We start from the raw sequence: 15,163 nt of genomic DNA, 5'->3' as shown, positions 1-15,163 counted from the left end.
AGCTGGAGTAAAAATGTTTGCTGATTTTGGTATCGTGAATTTCTGGACGTATCTGCTTGGTGCGACACTGATAGTCCTTGCTCCTGGCCCTGAAACGATGTTCGTGATTAAAACGAGCATAACCAGCGGCATCAAGCGGGGCTTCGCTGCAATATTCTCCATCCTCCTGAGCGACGTTATTCTGGTTCTGTTGGCATGGTGTGGGCTGGCCGCGGTCATAAGCTCAACCCCTGCCTTATTTAACGCCATCAAATACGCAGGCGCTGCATATCTTTTTTATCTCGGTGTCCAGACGATACGCGCTATCTTTAAGCCAGCTGTAGAAACAAGTGAGGAAAAGAAATCTTCATCTGATGCTGGAGGGATCATCGGACGCGGAATGCTGGTTACTCTACTGAATCCAAAGACGCTGCTGTTCTATATCTCTTTCTTTGCCCAGTTTATCAATGTTCAGGCTGAACACTCCTGGATGGCGTTTATCATTCTTGCGGCAGTGATGTTCGCAATTACTCTCGTTTATTTCGGCTTTCTGGTTTTCTGCGGCTCTTATCTGCTCAGCCGTCTGAAAGGCAACAGTAGGTTATCTGCCATTGGAAACGCGCTGGTAGGTATGTTCTTCATTGGATTTGCAGCACGACTCGCAAGCGCAACTTCCTGACTGGACAGCTAAACCGCCGTGAGGCGGTTTTTTTACGGTCTTTCGCAGACCAGAACATCCGCTCCTCGCTCATAGCCGCCCTAACGTTACCTAAATCCCGAACTCCCCCAACGCTCCCCCCATAAAACCTGGTAGCTATACAAACGCGCCAGGCTGTTACGTTAATACGCGTTAATGACTTAAAAAGGAAACGCGCATGACGGTTAAAGGCAAAGAGAACATTCGCAGCGCGTTTATTGCCATCTCGGATTATTTTCAGGATCGGCTCATTGTCGAACAAGGGGATATGCAGGTGATCGAAGGCGGCGATAATGCCCTCGTTATCATGGAAACCCTGCTGCGTTTTCCTGATGGTCAGGGTGGGATCGCGGAAATGTCGCGCCGCGCAACCTATGTTTTCCGCCACGAAAGCGACGGTCGCTGGCTGTGCACCATCGACAACTCCTACGGCACGTCGCTGCTGGATACGGCAAACTCATCGCATTAATCAGAGCTTCAAAGGGGCGCTACCGCCCCTCCATGCCAGTGCCCTTAGTGCGCAGTAATGCGCGGCTCCTTCACAAACTCAGCCAGCAGCCACACCATATCGTGCAGCAGGCCCGTCAGCTCTTTCGCGACGTGAGCGGGCAGCGTTCCCCCCATAACCGCCTGTGTCAGCGCCAGAACATAGTCCACCTGAGTCAGGGTGTCCTGCCAGCAGTCGGGCACGCAGGAGCTGGTTTTCTCACCCATGATCAGCTGTTCGATCAGGTAGTGAGGAAGATCGACATCGCAGAGTTCACGCAGCTTGCGCAGGGTCTGAAGGAGACGCTCGCAGAGCGCAGTACGGCTCGCGACATCATCGGTTTCAACCAGCACGCTCACCAGCGCGGCGCAGCTGTCGGCGACGTCAAACAGATCGGCATCCGCCGGAAGCGGTCGGGAGATAAGTTGCAGAATGATGTTGTCGTCAGACGGAAGATAAGTCAGGGTTGGGATAGTCGCCATACAAGGCATCCTTCTATATGCAATTCATTAAACTACCCAGTGAGTTCCTACGCTCGGGGGGTAGCGCTGACAGAGGTAGGAATACCGCCCATATAGAAAAACGGCCAGCCTTACGGCTGCTCCGCCAGCGCCACCGCAATTGTAACGGGATCGGTGCTGCCGCGACATACGAAATGTCACTATATGGTAAATGCGGGTTCCTACGCCCGATTGCGGATGTGCCGCAACGCAGGCACTTTACGACCCCGGTCGGTTGAAGAAAAGAGATACCCCTAAATTTCACGAGGTTACTTTGCGGTTTGCGAGGCGCCTTCCAGAATGGTAACGCTGCCCTACATTTTAAGCGTATCAATCACCGCTCTGAGCGCAGGCGACACGTTGCGATGAGGATAATAAAGATATAACCCATCCATGCGCAGGCTGTAGCGCTGCAACACCCGGATAAGCGTTCCGCGCTCCAGATCGTCAGCCACCAGCTCTACCGGGACATAGGCCAGCCCCAGCCCCAGGCGGGCGGCTTCTGCCTCCATGTAGCTGTCGGACAGCGCCCATTGCCCCTCAGGCCGATGGGTGATTTTTTTCCCGTCCTGCACCAGCTCCCACTGATAGTCACTACCGTCGGCAAATTGGTAGGCGATGCAGGGATGAGCCACTAAATCCGCAGGCGTCTGCGGAAAGCCGTAGCGCCTGAAGTGGTCCGGAGCAGCCACTGCGGCCATTTCCATATCAGGCGTAATACGCACCGCAATCATTCCCTGCCCCACTTCCGGCCCGAGCCTGACGCCCGCATCGAACCGCTCGGCGATAATGTCGACGAAGCGGCTTTCATTGATCAGTTCCAGCCTGATGTCCGGATAACGCTGTTTAAAAACGGCAAGCTTTGGCAGCAGGCATTTGTCGATAGCGTGCTGGCTGGCATTGATACGCACCGTGCCGGAGGGCGTCTGACGGTAGTGTGCCAGGGTCGCCAGGCCCGTATCGAGCGTATCGAACGCGGACTCGGCGGTCCGATAAAGCTGTTCCCCGGCATGGGTGAGCGACAGCTTGCGCGTAGTGCGGACCAGAAGCTGAACCCCCAACCGCTCTTCCAGCTCGCGAACCGAGCGGCTAATCCCGGATTGCGCCAGCCCAAGCCGTTGCGCAGCCCCCGTGAAGCTCCCCTCCCGCACCACCTGCATGAACAGGTATAGCTCATTATAGTTTTCCCGCTTCGCCATCACGCCCGCCATTTATAACAATATGATATGAATCTTAGCAAATTATGGCCTCTAATCAGCACTATTTATGCTCACTATAATGACCGCAATACAACAACCCAGGGTTAATTTCCATGAAAACATTCACCCAAAAACTGTCCGTTGCGATGCTGCTCTGTGCATCATTAAGTGGAGTGACAACAATGAGTTATGCAGAAGCCACCAACCCAAACGCCCCTGTTTCAATGGTGACCGCCTGGGATAAAACCTTCCCCGAGAGTGACAAAGTCGATCACCGTAAGGTGTCCTTCCAGAACCGTTACGGGATCACCCTGGTAGGCGATCTCTATCTGCCTAAAAACCACGCTGACCGCAAGCTGGCGGCGATTGTGGTCAGCGGGCCGTTTGGTGCGGTCAAAGAGCAGTCCAGCGGTCTGTATGCGCAGACCCTGGCCGAAAACGGGTTTGTGACCCTGGCCTTCGATCCGTCCTATACGGGCGAAAGCGGCGGCCAGCCGCGCAACGTCGCCTCTCCGGATATCAACACCGAAGACTTTAGCGCGGCGGTGGATTTCCTGGGGTTGCAGAAAGAGGTTGATCGTAACCGTATCGGTATTCTCGGCATCTGCGGCTGGGGCGGTATGGCGCTGAATGCGGCATCCATGGACACCCGCGTGAAAGCGGTCGCCACCAGCGTAATGTATGACATGAGCCGGGCGATGGGCCACGGCGTGGGCGACGGGAAAGATCGCTATTCAACCTCTGACCGCCGCGCCGTTCTGCAGTATCTGAACGAACAGCGCTGGAAGGATGCCGAGAACGGCACCTTCGCGCACGGCGGCCATGACATTTATGTCGATGAGAACGGCAAGGTATCGGCGGCTGACCGTATTCTGCCGGAGGCATTGCCAGCAGATCCGCATCCGGTACTGAAGGAGTTTTATGACTACTATCGCATGCCGCGCGGCTTCCATGCCCGCTCCGTCAACTCCACCGGCGCGTGGACCGCGACCATGCCATTATCCTTTATGAATATGCCGCTGCTGAGCTATGCCGGGGAGATTACTATCCCGACGCTTATCGTCACCGGTGAAAAGGCGCACTCCCGCTATTTTGCAGAGGATGCGTTTAAAGCGGTCGACAGCAAACAGAAAGCGCTGGTGATTGTCCCGGGGGCAAACCACGTCGACCTCTACGACAATGCTGCCGGAAAGATCCCTTTCGCGCAGTTTGAACAGTTCTTCAAAACCAGCCTGAAATAAACCTCTTCGCCGCCCGTTTTCGCGGGCGGCTCTTCGTGAAAGATGACTATGTCCACTCTGAACCCAACTTCCTCGAAGAATGAGGAGCACGCGCGCTGGGGCGGTGTTTTTGCCATGACCCTGTGCGTCTTCGTCCTGATTGCCTCGGAATTTATGCCCGTCAGCCTGCTGACCCCTCTTGCCAGAGATTTAGGCGTAACGGAGGGGCTTGCGGGCCAGGGTATCGCCATTTCCGGCGCGCTGGCGGTGTTGACCAGCCTCTCCCTTTCCCGGCTTGCCGGGAATATGGACCGCAAACACCTTCTGCTGGGCATGACGATCCTGATGGCGCTCTCGGGGATGATTATCGCTTTCGCCCCAAACTACCTGGTTTACATGACAGGCCGTGCGCTGATCGGGATCGCGATAGGCGGATTCTGGTCCATGTCTGCCGCAACGGCCATTCGCCTCGTTCCGCAGCATCAGGTCTCGCGCGCGCTGGCGATATTCAACGGGGGGAACGCGCTGGCGACGGTGGTCGCCGCCCCGCTCGGGAGTTATCTCGGCGCCACCATTGGCTGGCGCGGCGCCTTCCTGTGCCTGGTGCCCGTGGCGACGCTGGCGTTTCTCTGGCAACGTTTTAGCCTGCCCAACATGCCCGGCAATACAAAGACGGCGTCACGGTCAACCGTCTTTCGGCTATTCCGCCAGCGGGTGGTTTCCCTCGGTTTGCTGGCCTGCGGCCTGTTCTTTATGGGACAGTTCGCGCTGTTTACCTATGTGCGCCCGTTTCTCGAAACCGTCACGCAGGTCTCCCCCTCCGGCTTATCGCTTATTATACTGACCATCGGCGTCGCGGGTTTTGTTGGCACGCTGCTCGTTGCGCTGGTGCTCAACGCCGCGTTTTACCCGACGTTAATCGCCATTCCTCTGCTGATGGCCGTCATTGCAGGCGCGTTGATACTGACCGGCCACAGCGTGTGGATCGTTGCCCTGCTGTTAGGCTTCTGGGGGATGCTGGCGACGGCGGCACCCACGGGATGGTGGACATGGATTGCGCGAACGCTGCCGGAAGATGCTGAGGCCGGCGGCGGATTAATGGTCGCCGTGATCCAGCTCGCCATTGCGCTCGGCTCAACGGCGGGCGGTATGGTGTTCGATCGTAGCGGCTGGCAGAGCACGTTTGCCTTGAGCGGCATTTTGCTCCTGGGTGCAGTGGTGTTGACGCTTCTGCTTTCGCATCTTCACAAATCACGCGCCGGATGAATTGTTGACGCTTTCCTTCACAGCTGGTGTAGTGTTTTTAAACGATTCATCACTCTGAAGAGAAGCGGCGGCATGATTAACATCCTCGGCAAAACCACCTCCATCAACGTGCGTAAAGTGCTCTGGACCTGCGAAGAGGCGGGCATAACCTACCGGCAGGAAGATTACGGCAGCGGTTTTGCCTCGACGGAAACCGACGCCTTCCGCGCCCTAAACCCCAACGCCATGGTGCCGGTGCTGGTGGACGACGATTTCGTGCTGTGGGAGTCCAATTCCATCTGCCGTTATCTGGCGCGCAAGGCCGGACGTCACGATCTGCTGCCCGCAGAGCCGCAGGCCTGCGCTAACGTAGAGCGCTGGATGGACTGGCAGGCAACCGAATTCAATAACGCCTGGCGCTATGTCTTCCCGGCGCTGGGGCGTAACAACCCGGACTTTAACGACCCCGAGCGCATTGCGGCGGGAATAAAGGAATGGAACCACTGCATCACCATTCTGGAAAACCAGCTGCAGCGCACCGGGGCCTTTGCGGCGGGCGAGACGTTTACCCTCGCGGACGTGGTGCTTGGGCTGTCGGTAAATCGCTGGAAGATGACGCCGTTTGATAAGCCCGACGTGCCCGCGATCGCGGCCTGGCTTGAACGCCTTAACCAGCGTCCGGCATTTTTGCGTCACGGCAATAATGGCATGATTTAAATTATTCGCGCCCCATCTTGAGTAAGGATATTTTATTTAATTACTAAACCCCGAAAGTCGTCAGAGGGAATAATAATTAAGCCCTATCCTGGACAGCTCGTTGCACCGCTTTGCTAGCCTGACTATTCAGGCAAAGCGCAACCCGGAGGTATTCTTGCTGATTAGACTCAAGAAAGAACGAACGCATAAGGAGGATCGCCGGCTTGCTCTCTGGCTGGCGACCTCGGCAGGTTTGCTGAACGCCATCGCCCTCGGGGCATTTGGCTTTTTCCCCTCACACATGACCGGCAACACCTCACAATTCTCCAGCGAAGTCTCTTCCACCGACCTGAGCGATATTATTTTCTTCGGCTCGATTATTCTCTCTTTTGTGGCCGGTGCCATTATCGCGCGCACGATCGTAATATGGGGCATTATCCATAACGTCAGGCTGGTTTTTTGTCAGATTCTTTTTGTCGAGGGAATATTGCTGACCGGCGTCTCACTCTACGAAATGTATTTTCATGCCCTCACCAGCAACCGCGAGATAATTCTTTTTCTGTGCGGTCTGATGGGCATTCACAATTCCACCTCCACGCAGCTTTCCGGCGGACGGGTGAGATCGACGCACATTACCGGCACGCTGACGGACGCGGGGATTTCCCTGGCCTCGGTCATGGTGGCGATGCTGCGCAGGGATGACTCCAAAGATACGGCGGCGCAAAAAAGCCAGCTGAAAACCCACCTAACCACCCTGTTTTCGTTTATTACCGGCGGTATCGCGGGGCTGCTGCTGTTCCGGTGGGTTGGGTTCAACGCCATGCTGGCGCTCGGGCTGATGCTCACCGTTGTCGCCATCTGTTCTATCGTCAGCATCTCGGTGCGGGTTCGCCGGGTTCGCGCCTCTCTCTGAAAATATGGCCGACCTTAGGCGCGGTTTTTGTGACACCGTCACTTTTAAGAATGCGTTTTAAGACTATTCTGCCCGAGCCTCAATCAGCCCTTACGCCATAAGGGCTGGCACAAGGTTTCCCCTGCATTCATAGGGTTACAGATTTTACCCCTTCGCTGGAACCCTTCCCAAACGCTTGCTATAGCTCAATGACCCCCTGCCGAAACATGGCATAACAACAGGCAACCGGTGGTTGCTATAACGCATGCGCACAGGGAGACACACCGCAATGCACCCATTACTCAAACGTTCGCTGCTGTTTGTCGGCGCTATTATCGTGGTCCTCGCCCTCCTCGTCTGGGGGATCGGGCTGGAGACGATTAAGGCGCGCCAGGTCGACCTGGTTTATCTCGGGCAACAGCACATGATTCTGGTTTTCTCATCGATGTTTTTTGCCCTGCTGGTGGGTATTCCGGCCGGTATCCTGCTGAGCCGCCCGGCCGCGCGGGGTATCGCCGAATATGTGATGCAAATCTTTAACGTCGGCAACACGCTGCCGCCGCTGGCCGTGCTGGCGCTGGCGATGGTGGTGATTGGCATTGGCGATACGCCGGCCATCATCGCCCTGTTCCTCGCCTCGCTGCTGCCGATCGTGCGTAATACCTATGCCGGGCTGTGCTCGGTCCCGCCGTCGCTGCTGGAAGCGGCAAACGGCATCGGGATGACCAAATGGCAGCGTCTGCGCCAGGTTGAGCTGCCTGCCGCCTGGCCGGTCATGCTCTCGGGGATCCGCATCGCCACCGCCATTAACGTCGGTACCGCGCCGCTGGCGTTCCTGATTGGCGCCAGCAGCTACGGCGAGCTGATTTTCCCCGGTATTTATCTGAACGATTTCCCGACCCTGATCCTCGGCGCGGCGGCCACCGCCCTGTTCGCCCTGATCCTCGATACCCTGCTGGCGGCGCTGGGCCGCGTGATGAGCCCCCATCTCGCTCGATAACAATAACAAGGAGCTTTTATGAGACTGTTTTCCAGCCTGACGGCGCTGTGTGCCGCGGCGCTGTTCACCAGCCAGACGATGGCGGCCCCGCTGATTCTGGCGACCAAGAGCTTTACCGAGCAGCACATTCTTTCGGCGATGACCGTGCAGTACCTGCAAAAGAAAGGTTTTCAGGTGCAGCCGCAAACCAACATTGCCACGGTGATCTCCCGCAACGCGATGATCAACAAGCAGATTGACATGACCTGGGAGTACACCGGCACGTCGCTGATCATTTTTAACCACATCAACAAGCGCATGTCGCCAGAGGAATCCTACGAGACGGTGAAACGCCTGGACGCGAAGCACGGCCTGGTCTGGCTCAAGCCCGCCGACATGAACAACACCTACGCCTTCGCCATGCAGCGCAAGCGCGCCGAGGCGGAACATATCAACACCATGTCGGAGTTGGTGGCGAAGATTGAGGAGATCCGTAAAACCAACCCGGACAAAAACTGGCTGCTGGGCTTAGACCTGGAGTTTGCCGGGCGCAGCGACGGCATGAAGCCGCTTCAGGCCGCCTATAAGATGGAGCTGGACCGGCCGCAGATCCGCCAGATGGACCCCGGTCTGGTTTATAACGCGGTGCGCGACGGCTTCGTCGACGCCGGTCTGATTTACACCACCGACGGGCGCGTAAAAGGCTTCGACCTGAAGGTCCTTGAGGATGATAAAGGCTTCTTCCCGAGCTATGCGGTGACGCCGGTGGTGCGTAAGGACACGCTGGAGGCTAACCCCGGTCTGGAAGAGGCGCTCAACACCCTCTCGGCACAGCTCAACAATGACGTTATCACCGAACTGAACAAGAAGGTGGATATCGACCATCAGTCACCGCAGCAGGTCGCCCGTGATTTCCTGCGTAGCAAGCAGCTGCTGTAGGAGGCGCTATGGATACCGTTCACTACATTCTGGACAACTGGGGCTACCTGTTAACCCTGACGCTGCAGCATCTGTGGCTGGTGGCGCTGGCCGTAGGTTTAGCCATCATCATCGGCGTACCGCTGGGCATTTTGATTGTCCGTCATAAATGGCTGGCAACGCCGGTGCTGGGCATTGCCACCATCGTGCTGACCATTCCGTCCATCGCCCTGTTCGGCCTGATGATCCCGCTGTTTTCGCTGATCGGTCAGGGCATTGGCGCCCTGCCCGCGATCACGGCGGTGTTTCTCTACTCGCTGCTGCCGATTGTGCGTAACACCCACACCGCGCTCGACAGCCTGCCGCCGGGCCTGCGTGAAGCCGGACGCGGGATCGGCATGACCTTCTGGCAACGCCTGCGCTGGGTAGAGATCCCGATGGCGCTGCCGGTCATTTTCGGCGGGATCCGCACCGCCGTGGTGATGAACATCGGCGTAATGGCGATTGCGGCGGTGATCGGCGCGGGCGGTCTGGGCCTGCTGCTGCTCAACGGCATCGGCGGGAGCGACATCCGCATGTTGATTGCTGGCGCGCTGATGATTTGTCTTTTAGCGATTGTGCTCGACTGGCTGCTGCACCGTCTGCAGGTGGTTCTGACTCCAAAGGGGATTCGATAATGATAAAACTGGAAAACCTCACCAAACAATTTTCACAGAAGCACGGCCAGACCTTTAAGGCCGTCGACAACGTTAACCTGAACGTGCCCGAAGGGGAAATGTGCGTCCTGCTCGGCCCGTCCGGCTGCGGGAAGACTACCACCCTGAAGATGATCAACCGCCTCATTACCCCCAGCAGCGGGACGATCCTGATTAACGGTGAAGACACCAGCGGGATGGACACGGTGACCCTGCGCCGCAACATTGGCTACGTGATCCAGCAGATTGGCCTGTTCCCGAACATGACCATCGAAGAGAACATTACCGTCGTGCCGCGCATGCTGGGCTGGGATAAAGCGCGCTGTAAAACCCGCGCCGAAGAGCTGATGGATATGGTGGCGATGGATCCGCACAAGTTCCTGAATCGCTATCCCCGCGAGATGTCCGGCGGCCAGCAGCAGCGTATCGGCGTCATCCGCGCCCTGGCGGCGGATCCGCCGGTACTGCTGATGGATGAGCCCTTCGGCGCGGTGGACCCGATCAACCGCGAGGTGATCCAGAACCAGTTCCTGGAGATGCAGCGCAAGCTGAAAAAAACCGTCATGCTGGTCAGCCACGACATCGACGAGGCCCTGAAGCTCGGCGACCGTATTGCGGTGTTCCGTCAGGGGAAAATCGTGCAGTGCGCCAGCCCCGATGAGCTGCTGGCGAAACCGGCGAATGAGTTTGTCGGCTCCTTTGTCGGCCAGGACCGCACGCTGAAGCGCCTGCTGCTGGTCTCGGCGGGCGACGTCACCGACCAGCAGCCGACCATTACGGTGCGGGGCTCTACGCCCCTCCCTGAAGCCTTTGCGACCATGGATGATAATGACATTCGCGCGATTACCGTGGTCGACGAGCACGGCAAGCCGCTGGGCTTTGTGAAGCGTCGCGAAGCGCGTCACGCCAGCGGGACCTGCGCCGACATCCTGCATCCGTTCCGCATGACCGGCAAGGCGGAAGACAACCTGCGCGTGGTGCTGTCGCGCCTGTACGAGAGCAACACCAGCTGGATGCCTATCGTGGATGAGGACGGTCGCTACAACGGCGAGATCTCGCAGGACTATATTGCCGAGTACCTGAGCTCCGGGCGCACGCGTCGGGCGCTGAATATTCATAGCGAGAGCTGAGAATTATATTTACCCAATTTTTGGGTTACCGCGTAGAAAAGCCCCTTTTGGGGCTTGGCTTTGGCTTACGTTGGATTCACCAGCGAAGCTCTGACGTTGGCATGAACGTCACTGATACGGCATTGTCCATTACGTCAAAATCAATCTGCATACTCACGGGGAGATCTCCGGCGGCTACATCAAAAAGATCGGCCCATCCCAAAGCACGCTTCATAATAGTTTTTGGTGGTGAACTTCTTAACGGCTCTCCGATATGTTCATGAACCCATCGACGTGACATTTCGCTCTTGAGCCCGAACGGCAGCTCATTAGGAAAATGCCACCCTTTAATTTCCGGTCGGAGTAGGGTTACTGTAATTTCCTGGAGAATACGTCCTTCACGCCTGAATGATAAGTATACCCCCTCCTGCGCCATATTCAGGCTCAGATCAGGGTCACCGGAAAAACCGGATGGAGGGGTTTTGTATGGTATGAGCTCTACGTCAACCAGGTCTTGATAAGATCTACCTAAGCTATAAATTAACGCTTCAATATTCACTGTCATTCGTACAACCCCACATTACGATTCAATTCGTGCATTTTAGCCTTTGCAGCTTCTATCTGGGTTTCTGTTGCACCATTTGCTTTAAGTGCTGGTCTGATTGCATCCAGATTACGATCCACTGCCGCACGGAGGTTCTTTGAGTCCAGTTCAATTTGTACTGGCGAATTACGACCACCATAAGTCTCACTTAATTTTTGATGAATTTCTTTTGGAACTACGATAGCTGCAACATTCTGAGCCATTTCATCCACCAATTTTTTACTGAGGCGGGGATTTTCACGCAATAAAGCAGATCGTACCGCAGCAGCAGACGGCATGTGATCCGCCTCGTAAATCCCCTGCCGCGAACGGCATTTAAAGTCACTGTATAGCTCTACTTCCAGAAACTCCACCGGCGGTTTGCTCAGGTAAATATAAATCGGCGGCAGGTCAGGGAACGGCAGGATCAGAATGTAATCCGCGAAACTCTTTTCCTCCGGCATCGGGCTGGTGGTCGCCGTTCTGCCGGTGTTGTCGGGCAGCGGGTCAACAATCACCGGGTTCGGCAGCACCGGCCGCGCCTGGTTGCCGGTATTCCACGGCTTTTCCTCGCCTGTTCGGTCAGGCGTCCACACAATGGTGATGCGCGGTTCTTCCTCCGTGGTGAAGGTGTATGCCTGGGCGCTGCTGTCGTACTCCATTTTTCTGACGCGAACATTATCCCGGCCAGGTGGCGTATGCCAGCCATGCGGCACCGGGTTCCCCCTGCTGTCATTCTCCCACGTATAGCGAACTCGGCTCGGGGCTTCACGCATCTGCGCCAGGCGCATACGGTCGATAAAGTCCTGTTCGCCGTCGTTCAGCCTGCCGGGCATCATTCCCACCAGCAGCCCGGCCACGGGTGCACCCGCTCCGGCGGCGACTACCTCACCCAGCCCGGAGGCGCCACGGACCGCCCAGGTGCCGTAGGTCAGTGCCCTGCCGCTTATCAGATCCAGCAGGCTTGCGCCTGCCGTGGCGGTCTGTGCACGTGAAGCTGCGGCTGCGGCAGCAACGGCGGCCTGATAATCCATCACCTCATGGTTGCCGTTCCACCAGCGATACAGAGCGCTACGCTTCTTCGGTTTGGGGATATCTTCTGGTTTTTCCTTTTTTACGGTCTGCGCGTGCTGCGGGGTGTCTGAATCGGTCATCGGGTCACTGGCGGGCATGGCCTGAAAAAATGCCATATCAGCAAAATTGGTGTGGGGTTCGCGCTGGTCACCGGCATCATTACACCCCACACCACGGAGGCAGGATTTTGCAAATACCCGGTTGCGCTCCCTTTCCTCCTCTCTGCGTTTTTCATCGGCCTGCTTTTCTGTTGCCAGCCTGGCGGCGTGTTCCTCCCTGGCAACATCAACCGGGTCACGTCCACGTCCCAGCCACTGACCTGCAGGAGCAATCACCCGGTTAGAACCCGATGGACAATCGCAATGAACTTTAGAACCATGAACGGCCACGGGTACACCGTGAAATTTTACCCGTTCCTCGCCCGATACAATCACGCCCTGCTTGCCACATTTGGGACAGGGTGTGGTTTTATCACCTACCCTGAGAATTCTGCGCCCAAATTCGGTGCTGTCCGTAATGGACGCAATACACCTGGCACCGGTAGTCGTTTTATCATTCTCAAGGGCCTGTCCCCGGCCATAATTATCGGTACGGTAACCCATGCATTACGCTCCGGTAATGAGTAAGTTGACTACTCATAAAGAATTTCCCTTTCCTTCCCGTTAATAAAAAAGAAATTCTACTATGAATACGCGTTCATCAAATTTATTCAGCACTTTTGGTTAATATTTAATAATCGAATAAATGTTCAATAAAAATAAATAACATGAATATTCAGAACGTCATATAAAGGCACATTTGCATACTGGTTGAGTTCCTATCACAATAGAACATCGGCCCCGTTTAATCGCGACTCATGCAACGTCTTCATACCTACCCCGATATCCGCGCGATGTTTCGTCGTTTCCTGATTGCCACCGTCACCGGCGTGCTGGCGGCGCTGGCGGTTGCGGTATTTCGCCACAGCATGTACCTGCTGGAGTGGCTGCTGCTCAGCAACGACAGCGGCAGCCTGGTGAATGCCGCCGCGTCGCTCTCCCCCTGGCGGCGCGCGCTGACGCCCGCGCTGGGCGGGCTGGCAGCCGGGCTGCTGCTGTGGGGATGGCAGCGTCTGACCGCCCAGCGGCCTCACGCCCCTACCGATTATATGGAAGCGCTGGAGACGGGCGACGGCCAGTTTGATTACGGCGCCAGCCTGGTGAAATCCCTTGCGTCGCTGCTGGTCGTGGCCAGCGGAAGCGCCATCGGGCGAGAAGGGGCAATGATCCTGCTTGCCGCCCTCTCCGCCTCCTTTTTCGCCCGGCGCTTTACCCCCAAATCCGAATGGAAATTATGGATAGCCTGCGGTGCCGCCGCCGGGATGGCCAGTGCCTACCACGCGCCCTTAGCCGGAAGCCTGTTCATTGCCGAGATCCTGTTTGGCACGCTGATGCTGGCCTCGCTCGGCCCGGTGGTTATCGCGGCGGTGGTGGCGCTTCTCACGACGCAGCTCCTGGCCCCCGGAGCCGGAACGCTTTACGAGGTTCATCTGAGCGGTATCCTCGCCGCGACGGATTATGGTCTGCTGCTCGCCATGGGCCTGCTGGCGGGTCTCTGCGGTCCGCTGCTGATGTGGCTGATGGACTTAAGCCACGAACTGTTTCTGCGCCTTAAGCTTTCGCCGCCGTGGCAGCTGGCGCTGGGCGGTTTACTCGTCGGGCTGCTGTCCCTCCTCACGCCGAAGGTGTGGGGGAATGGCTATAGCGTGGTTCAGGCTTTTCTGCTTGCCCCGCGGCTGCTGTCGGTGATTGCCGGGGTATTTATCTGCAAACTGCTGGCGGTGCTGGCGAGCAGCGGATCGGGTGCGCCGGGCGGGGTGTTTACGCCCACGCTGTTTGTCGGTATGGCTTCAGGGATGCTGTTTGCGCAGCTTTTTTCGATGTGGCTGCCGGGTTCTGAGACGACAATTTTGCTGGGACTGGCAGGTATGGCAACGCTACTCGCCGCGACCACGCATGCGCCGATTATGTCGGCGCTGATGGTCTGTGAAATGACCGGACAGTATATCTTACTGCCCGGTTTGCTGGTCGCCTGCGTGGTGGCGTCCGTGCTGTCGCGGACGTTACGCCACGACTCGATCTACGGTCAACACGCCACCGAGGGCAGAGAGATCGATGTACTGCGCTAGCTCGCGCTGCTCGGCGCGAGGAAGATAAGGCAGCTCGCCTACCAGCGGGCCGGGCAGTTTGGCGCTCAGCACGTCGATGATCTCCGCGTAGTGCGCCAGGCCCGGGTTGATGCGGTTTGCTACCCAGCCAATCAGCGGCAGACCGTCGTTGGCAATCGCCTGGGCCGTCAGCAGCGCGTGGTTGATGCACCCTTCCTGGATCCCCACCACCATCACCACCGGAAGCTGCTCCTGCACGACCCATTCAGACAGCGGGCGCAAATCATTCATCAGGCTGCGCCAGCCCCCCGTCCCTTCAACCACCACGTGATCAACCTTCGCGCTCAGGCTCGCCAGGCCGTCGGACAACAGGGGATAATTAATTAGGCCGCTGTGCGCTACGCTGCTCTCCTCTTCGCTTAGCGCAATGGGATTGACCGCGTGATAAGGCAGTTCCAGCGACGAGACGCTTTGCAGCACCAGGGCGTCTTTATTACGCAATCCCTCTGGCGTCTCTTTACTCCCTTTTGCGACCGGTTTGTACCCTGCCACGCGTTTACCGCTTGCTGCCAGCGCCTGCAGCAATGCGCGTGATACGACGGTCTTGCCGACAGAGGTATCTGTACCAGTAACAAAGAAACGCTTAAGCATGACTCACTCCACCTCTTGGGTATGCTTCGGAAATATAAACCAGGTAAATAATTCAGTGGAGGAAGTCTACGGGATGCGTGCGCTACCCGGCTT

General features: G+C 57.0%; 15 protein-coding genes and 1 pseudogene. 11 read left to right on the top strand and 5 right to left on the bottom strand.

What is annotated here, in order from left to right; translation table 11 throughout:
- Positions 1-13 precede the first annotated feature (13 nt).
- Both leuE and FY206_RS11510 read left to right on the top strand, forming a co-directional pair.
- Positions 14-658 carry a leucine efflux protein LeuE gene (gene leuE, locus FY206_RS11515; protein ID WP_032640470.1) on the top strand — a complete coding sequence of 215 codons (645 nt, stop codon included), beginning with the start codon at positions 14-16 and terminating at the stop codon, positions 656-658.
- A 196-nt stretch (positions 659-854) separates the two neighbouring features.
- Positions 855-1,145: pseudogene (locus tag FY206_RS11510) on the top strand (YybH family protein); the annotation flags it as partial.
- Positions 1,146-1,189: 44 nt separating this feature from the next.
- Here the strand turns inward: FY206_RS11510 and FY206_RS11505 are convergent.
- Together FY206_RS11505 and FY206_RS11500 are read right to left on the bottom strand one after the other, a co-directional pair.
- Complete coding sequence (locus FY206_RS11505; protein WP_032640475.1) at positions 1,190-1,645, bottom strand: hypothetical protein; 456 nt, start codon at positions 1,643-1,645, stop codon at positions 1,190-1,192.
- A 332-nt stretch (positions 1,646-1,977) separates the two neighbouring features.
- Positions 1,978-2,862 (bottom strand): LysR family transcriptional regulator, encoded by an 885-nt coding sequence (locus FY206_RS11500; protein ID WP_032640478.1) that lies wholly within the window; start codon positions 2,860-2,862, stop codon positions 1,978-1,980.
- A 113-nt stretch (positions 2,863-2,975) separates the two neighbouring features.
- On the opposite strand from FY206_RS11500, the gene FY206_RS11495 reads away from it, so the two are divergent.
- The 8 genes from FY206_RS11495 to osmV all read left to right on the top strand — a co-directional run bounded on the left by FY206_RS11495 (position 2,976) and on the right by osmV (position 10,637).
- Positions 2,976-4,103, top strand: coding sequence for an alpha/beta hydrolase (locus tag FY206_RS11495; RefSeq protein WP_077064341.1), 1,128 nt, complete (start codon positions 2,976-2,978; stop codon positions 4,101-4,103).
- A 48-nt stretch (positions 4,104-4,151) separates the two neighbouring features.
- Complete coding sequence (locus FY206_RS11490) at positions 4,152-5,348, top strand: MFS transporter (protein WP_032640479.1); 1,197 nt, start codon at positions 4,152-4,154, stop codon at positions 5,346-5,348.
- Positions 5,349-5,420: 72 nt separating this feature from the next.
- Positions 5,421-6,044 (top strand): glutathione S-transferase family protein, encoded by a 624-nt coding sequence (locus tag FY206_RS11485; RefSeq protein ID WP_032640481.1) that lies wholly within the window; start codon positions 5,421-5,423, stop codon positions 6,042-6,044.
- A 154-nt stretch (positions 6,045-6,198) separates the two neighbouring features.
- Positions 6,199-6,936 carry a YoaK family protein gene (locus tag FY206_RS11480; protein WP_032640483.1) on the top strand — a complete coding sequence of 246 codons (738 nt, stop codon included), beginning with the start codon at positions 6,199-6,201 and terminating at the stop codon, positions 6,934-6,936.
- Positions 6,937-7,204: 268 nt separating this feature from the next.
- The gene (gene osmY / locus FY206_RS11475) at positions 7,205-7,915 is read left to right on the top strand and encodes an osmoprotectant ABC transporter permease OsmY (RefSeq protein WP_032640485.1); all 711 of its coding nucleotides are present in this window, start codon (positions 7,205-7,207) and stop codon (positions 7,913-7,915) included.
- 18 nt (positions 7,916-7,933) lie between these two features.
- Positions 7,934-8,833, top strand: a complete 900-nt coding sequence (gene osmX / locus FY206_RS11470; protein ID WP_032640487.1) for an osmoprotectant ABC transporter substrate-binding protein OsmX — start codon at positions 7,934-7,936, stop codon at positions 8,831-8,833.
- Between the two features lie 8 nt (positions 8,834-8,841).
- On the top strand, positions 8,842-9,489 hold the full coding sequence (gene osmW, locus FY206_RS11465) for an osmoprotectant ABC transporter permease OsmW (RefSeq protein ID WP_032640490.1): 648 nt from the start codon (positions 8,842-8,844) through the stop codon (positions 9,487-9,489).
- The gene (gene osmV / locus FY206_RS11460; protein WP_032640493.1) at positions 9,489-10,637 is read left to right on the top strand and encodes an osmoprotectant ABC transporter ATP-binding protein OsmV; all 1,149 of its coding nucleotides are present in this window, start codon (positions 9,489-9,491) and stop codon (positions 10,635-10,637) included. Before osmW ends, osmV begins: the two co-directional genes overlap by 1 nt.
- Before the next feature lie 76 nt (positions 10,638-10,713).
- Here the strand turns inward: osmV and FY206_RS11455 are convergent, their stop codons facing one another.
- On the bottom strand, positions 10,714-11,181 hold the full coding sequence (locus tag FY206_RS11455) for a DUF6392 family protein (protein ID WP_032640496.1): 468 nt from the start codon (positions 11,179-11,181) through the stop codon (positions 10,714-10,716).
- A complete protein-coding gene (locus FY206_RS11450; RefSeq protein WP_045890282.1) occupies positions 11,178-12,875 on the bottom strand; it encodes an S-type pyocin domain-containing protein in 1,698 nt (565 codons plus the stop codon). Before FY206_RS11450 ends, FY206_RS11455 begins: the two co-directional genes overlap by 4 nt.
- Positions 12,876-13,129: 254 nt before the next feature.
- Between FY206_RS11450 and clcB the strand changes: the two genes are divergently transcribed.
- Positions 13,130-14,440, top strand: a complete 1,311-nt coding sequence (gene clcB / locus FY206_RS11445) for a voltage-gated ClC-type chloride channel ClcB (RefSeq protein ID WP_065365881.1) — start codon at positions 13,130-13,132, stop codon at positions 14,438-14,440.
- Here clcB and bioD read toward each other — a convergent pair.
- Positions 14,375-15,070: a dethiobiotin synthase gene (gene bioD / locus FY206_RS11440; RefSeq protein WP_032640502.1), complete on the bottom strand. Its 696-nt coding sequence runs from the start codon at positions 15,068-15,070 to the stop codon at positions 14,375-14,377. The two genes, clcB and bioD, sit on opposite strands and share 66 nt — an antisense overlap.
- Positions 15,071-15,163: the final 93 nt, after the last annotated feature.

The organism is Enterobacter chengduensis (assembly GCF_001984825.2).
Classification (GTDB): domain Bacteria; phylum Pseudomonadota; class Gammaproteobacteria; order Enterobacterales; family Enterobacteriaceae; genus Enterobacter; species Enterobacter chengduensis.
Note: the sequence above shows the minus strand (reverse complement) of the source record. Positions and strands in the feature narration are given on the sequence as shown.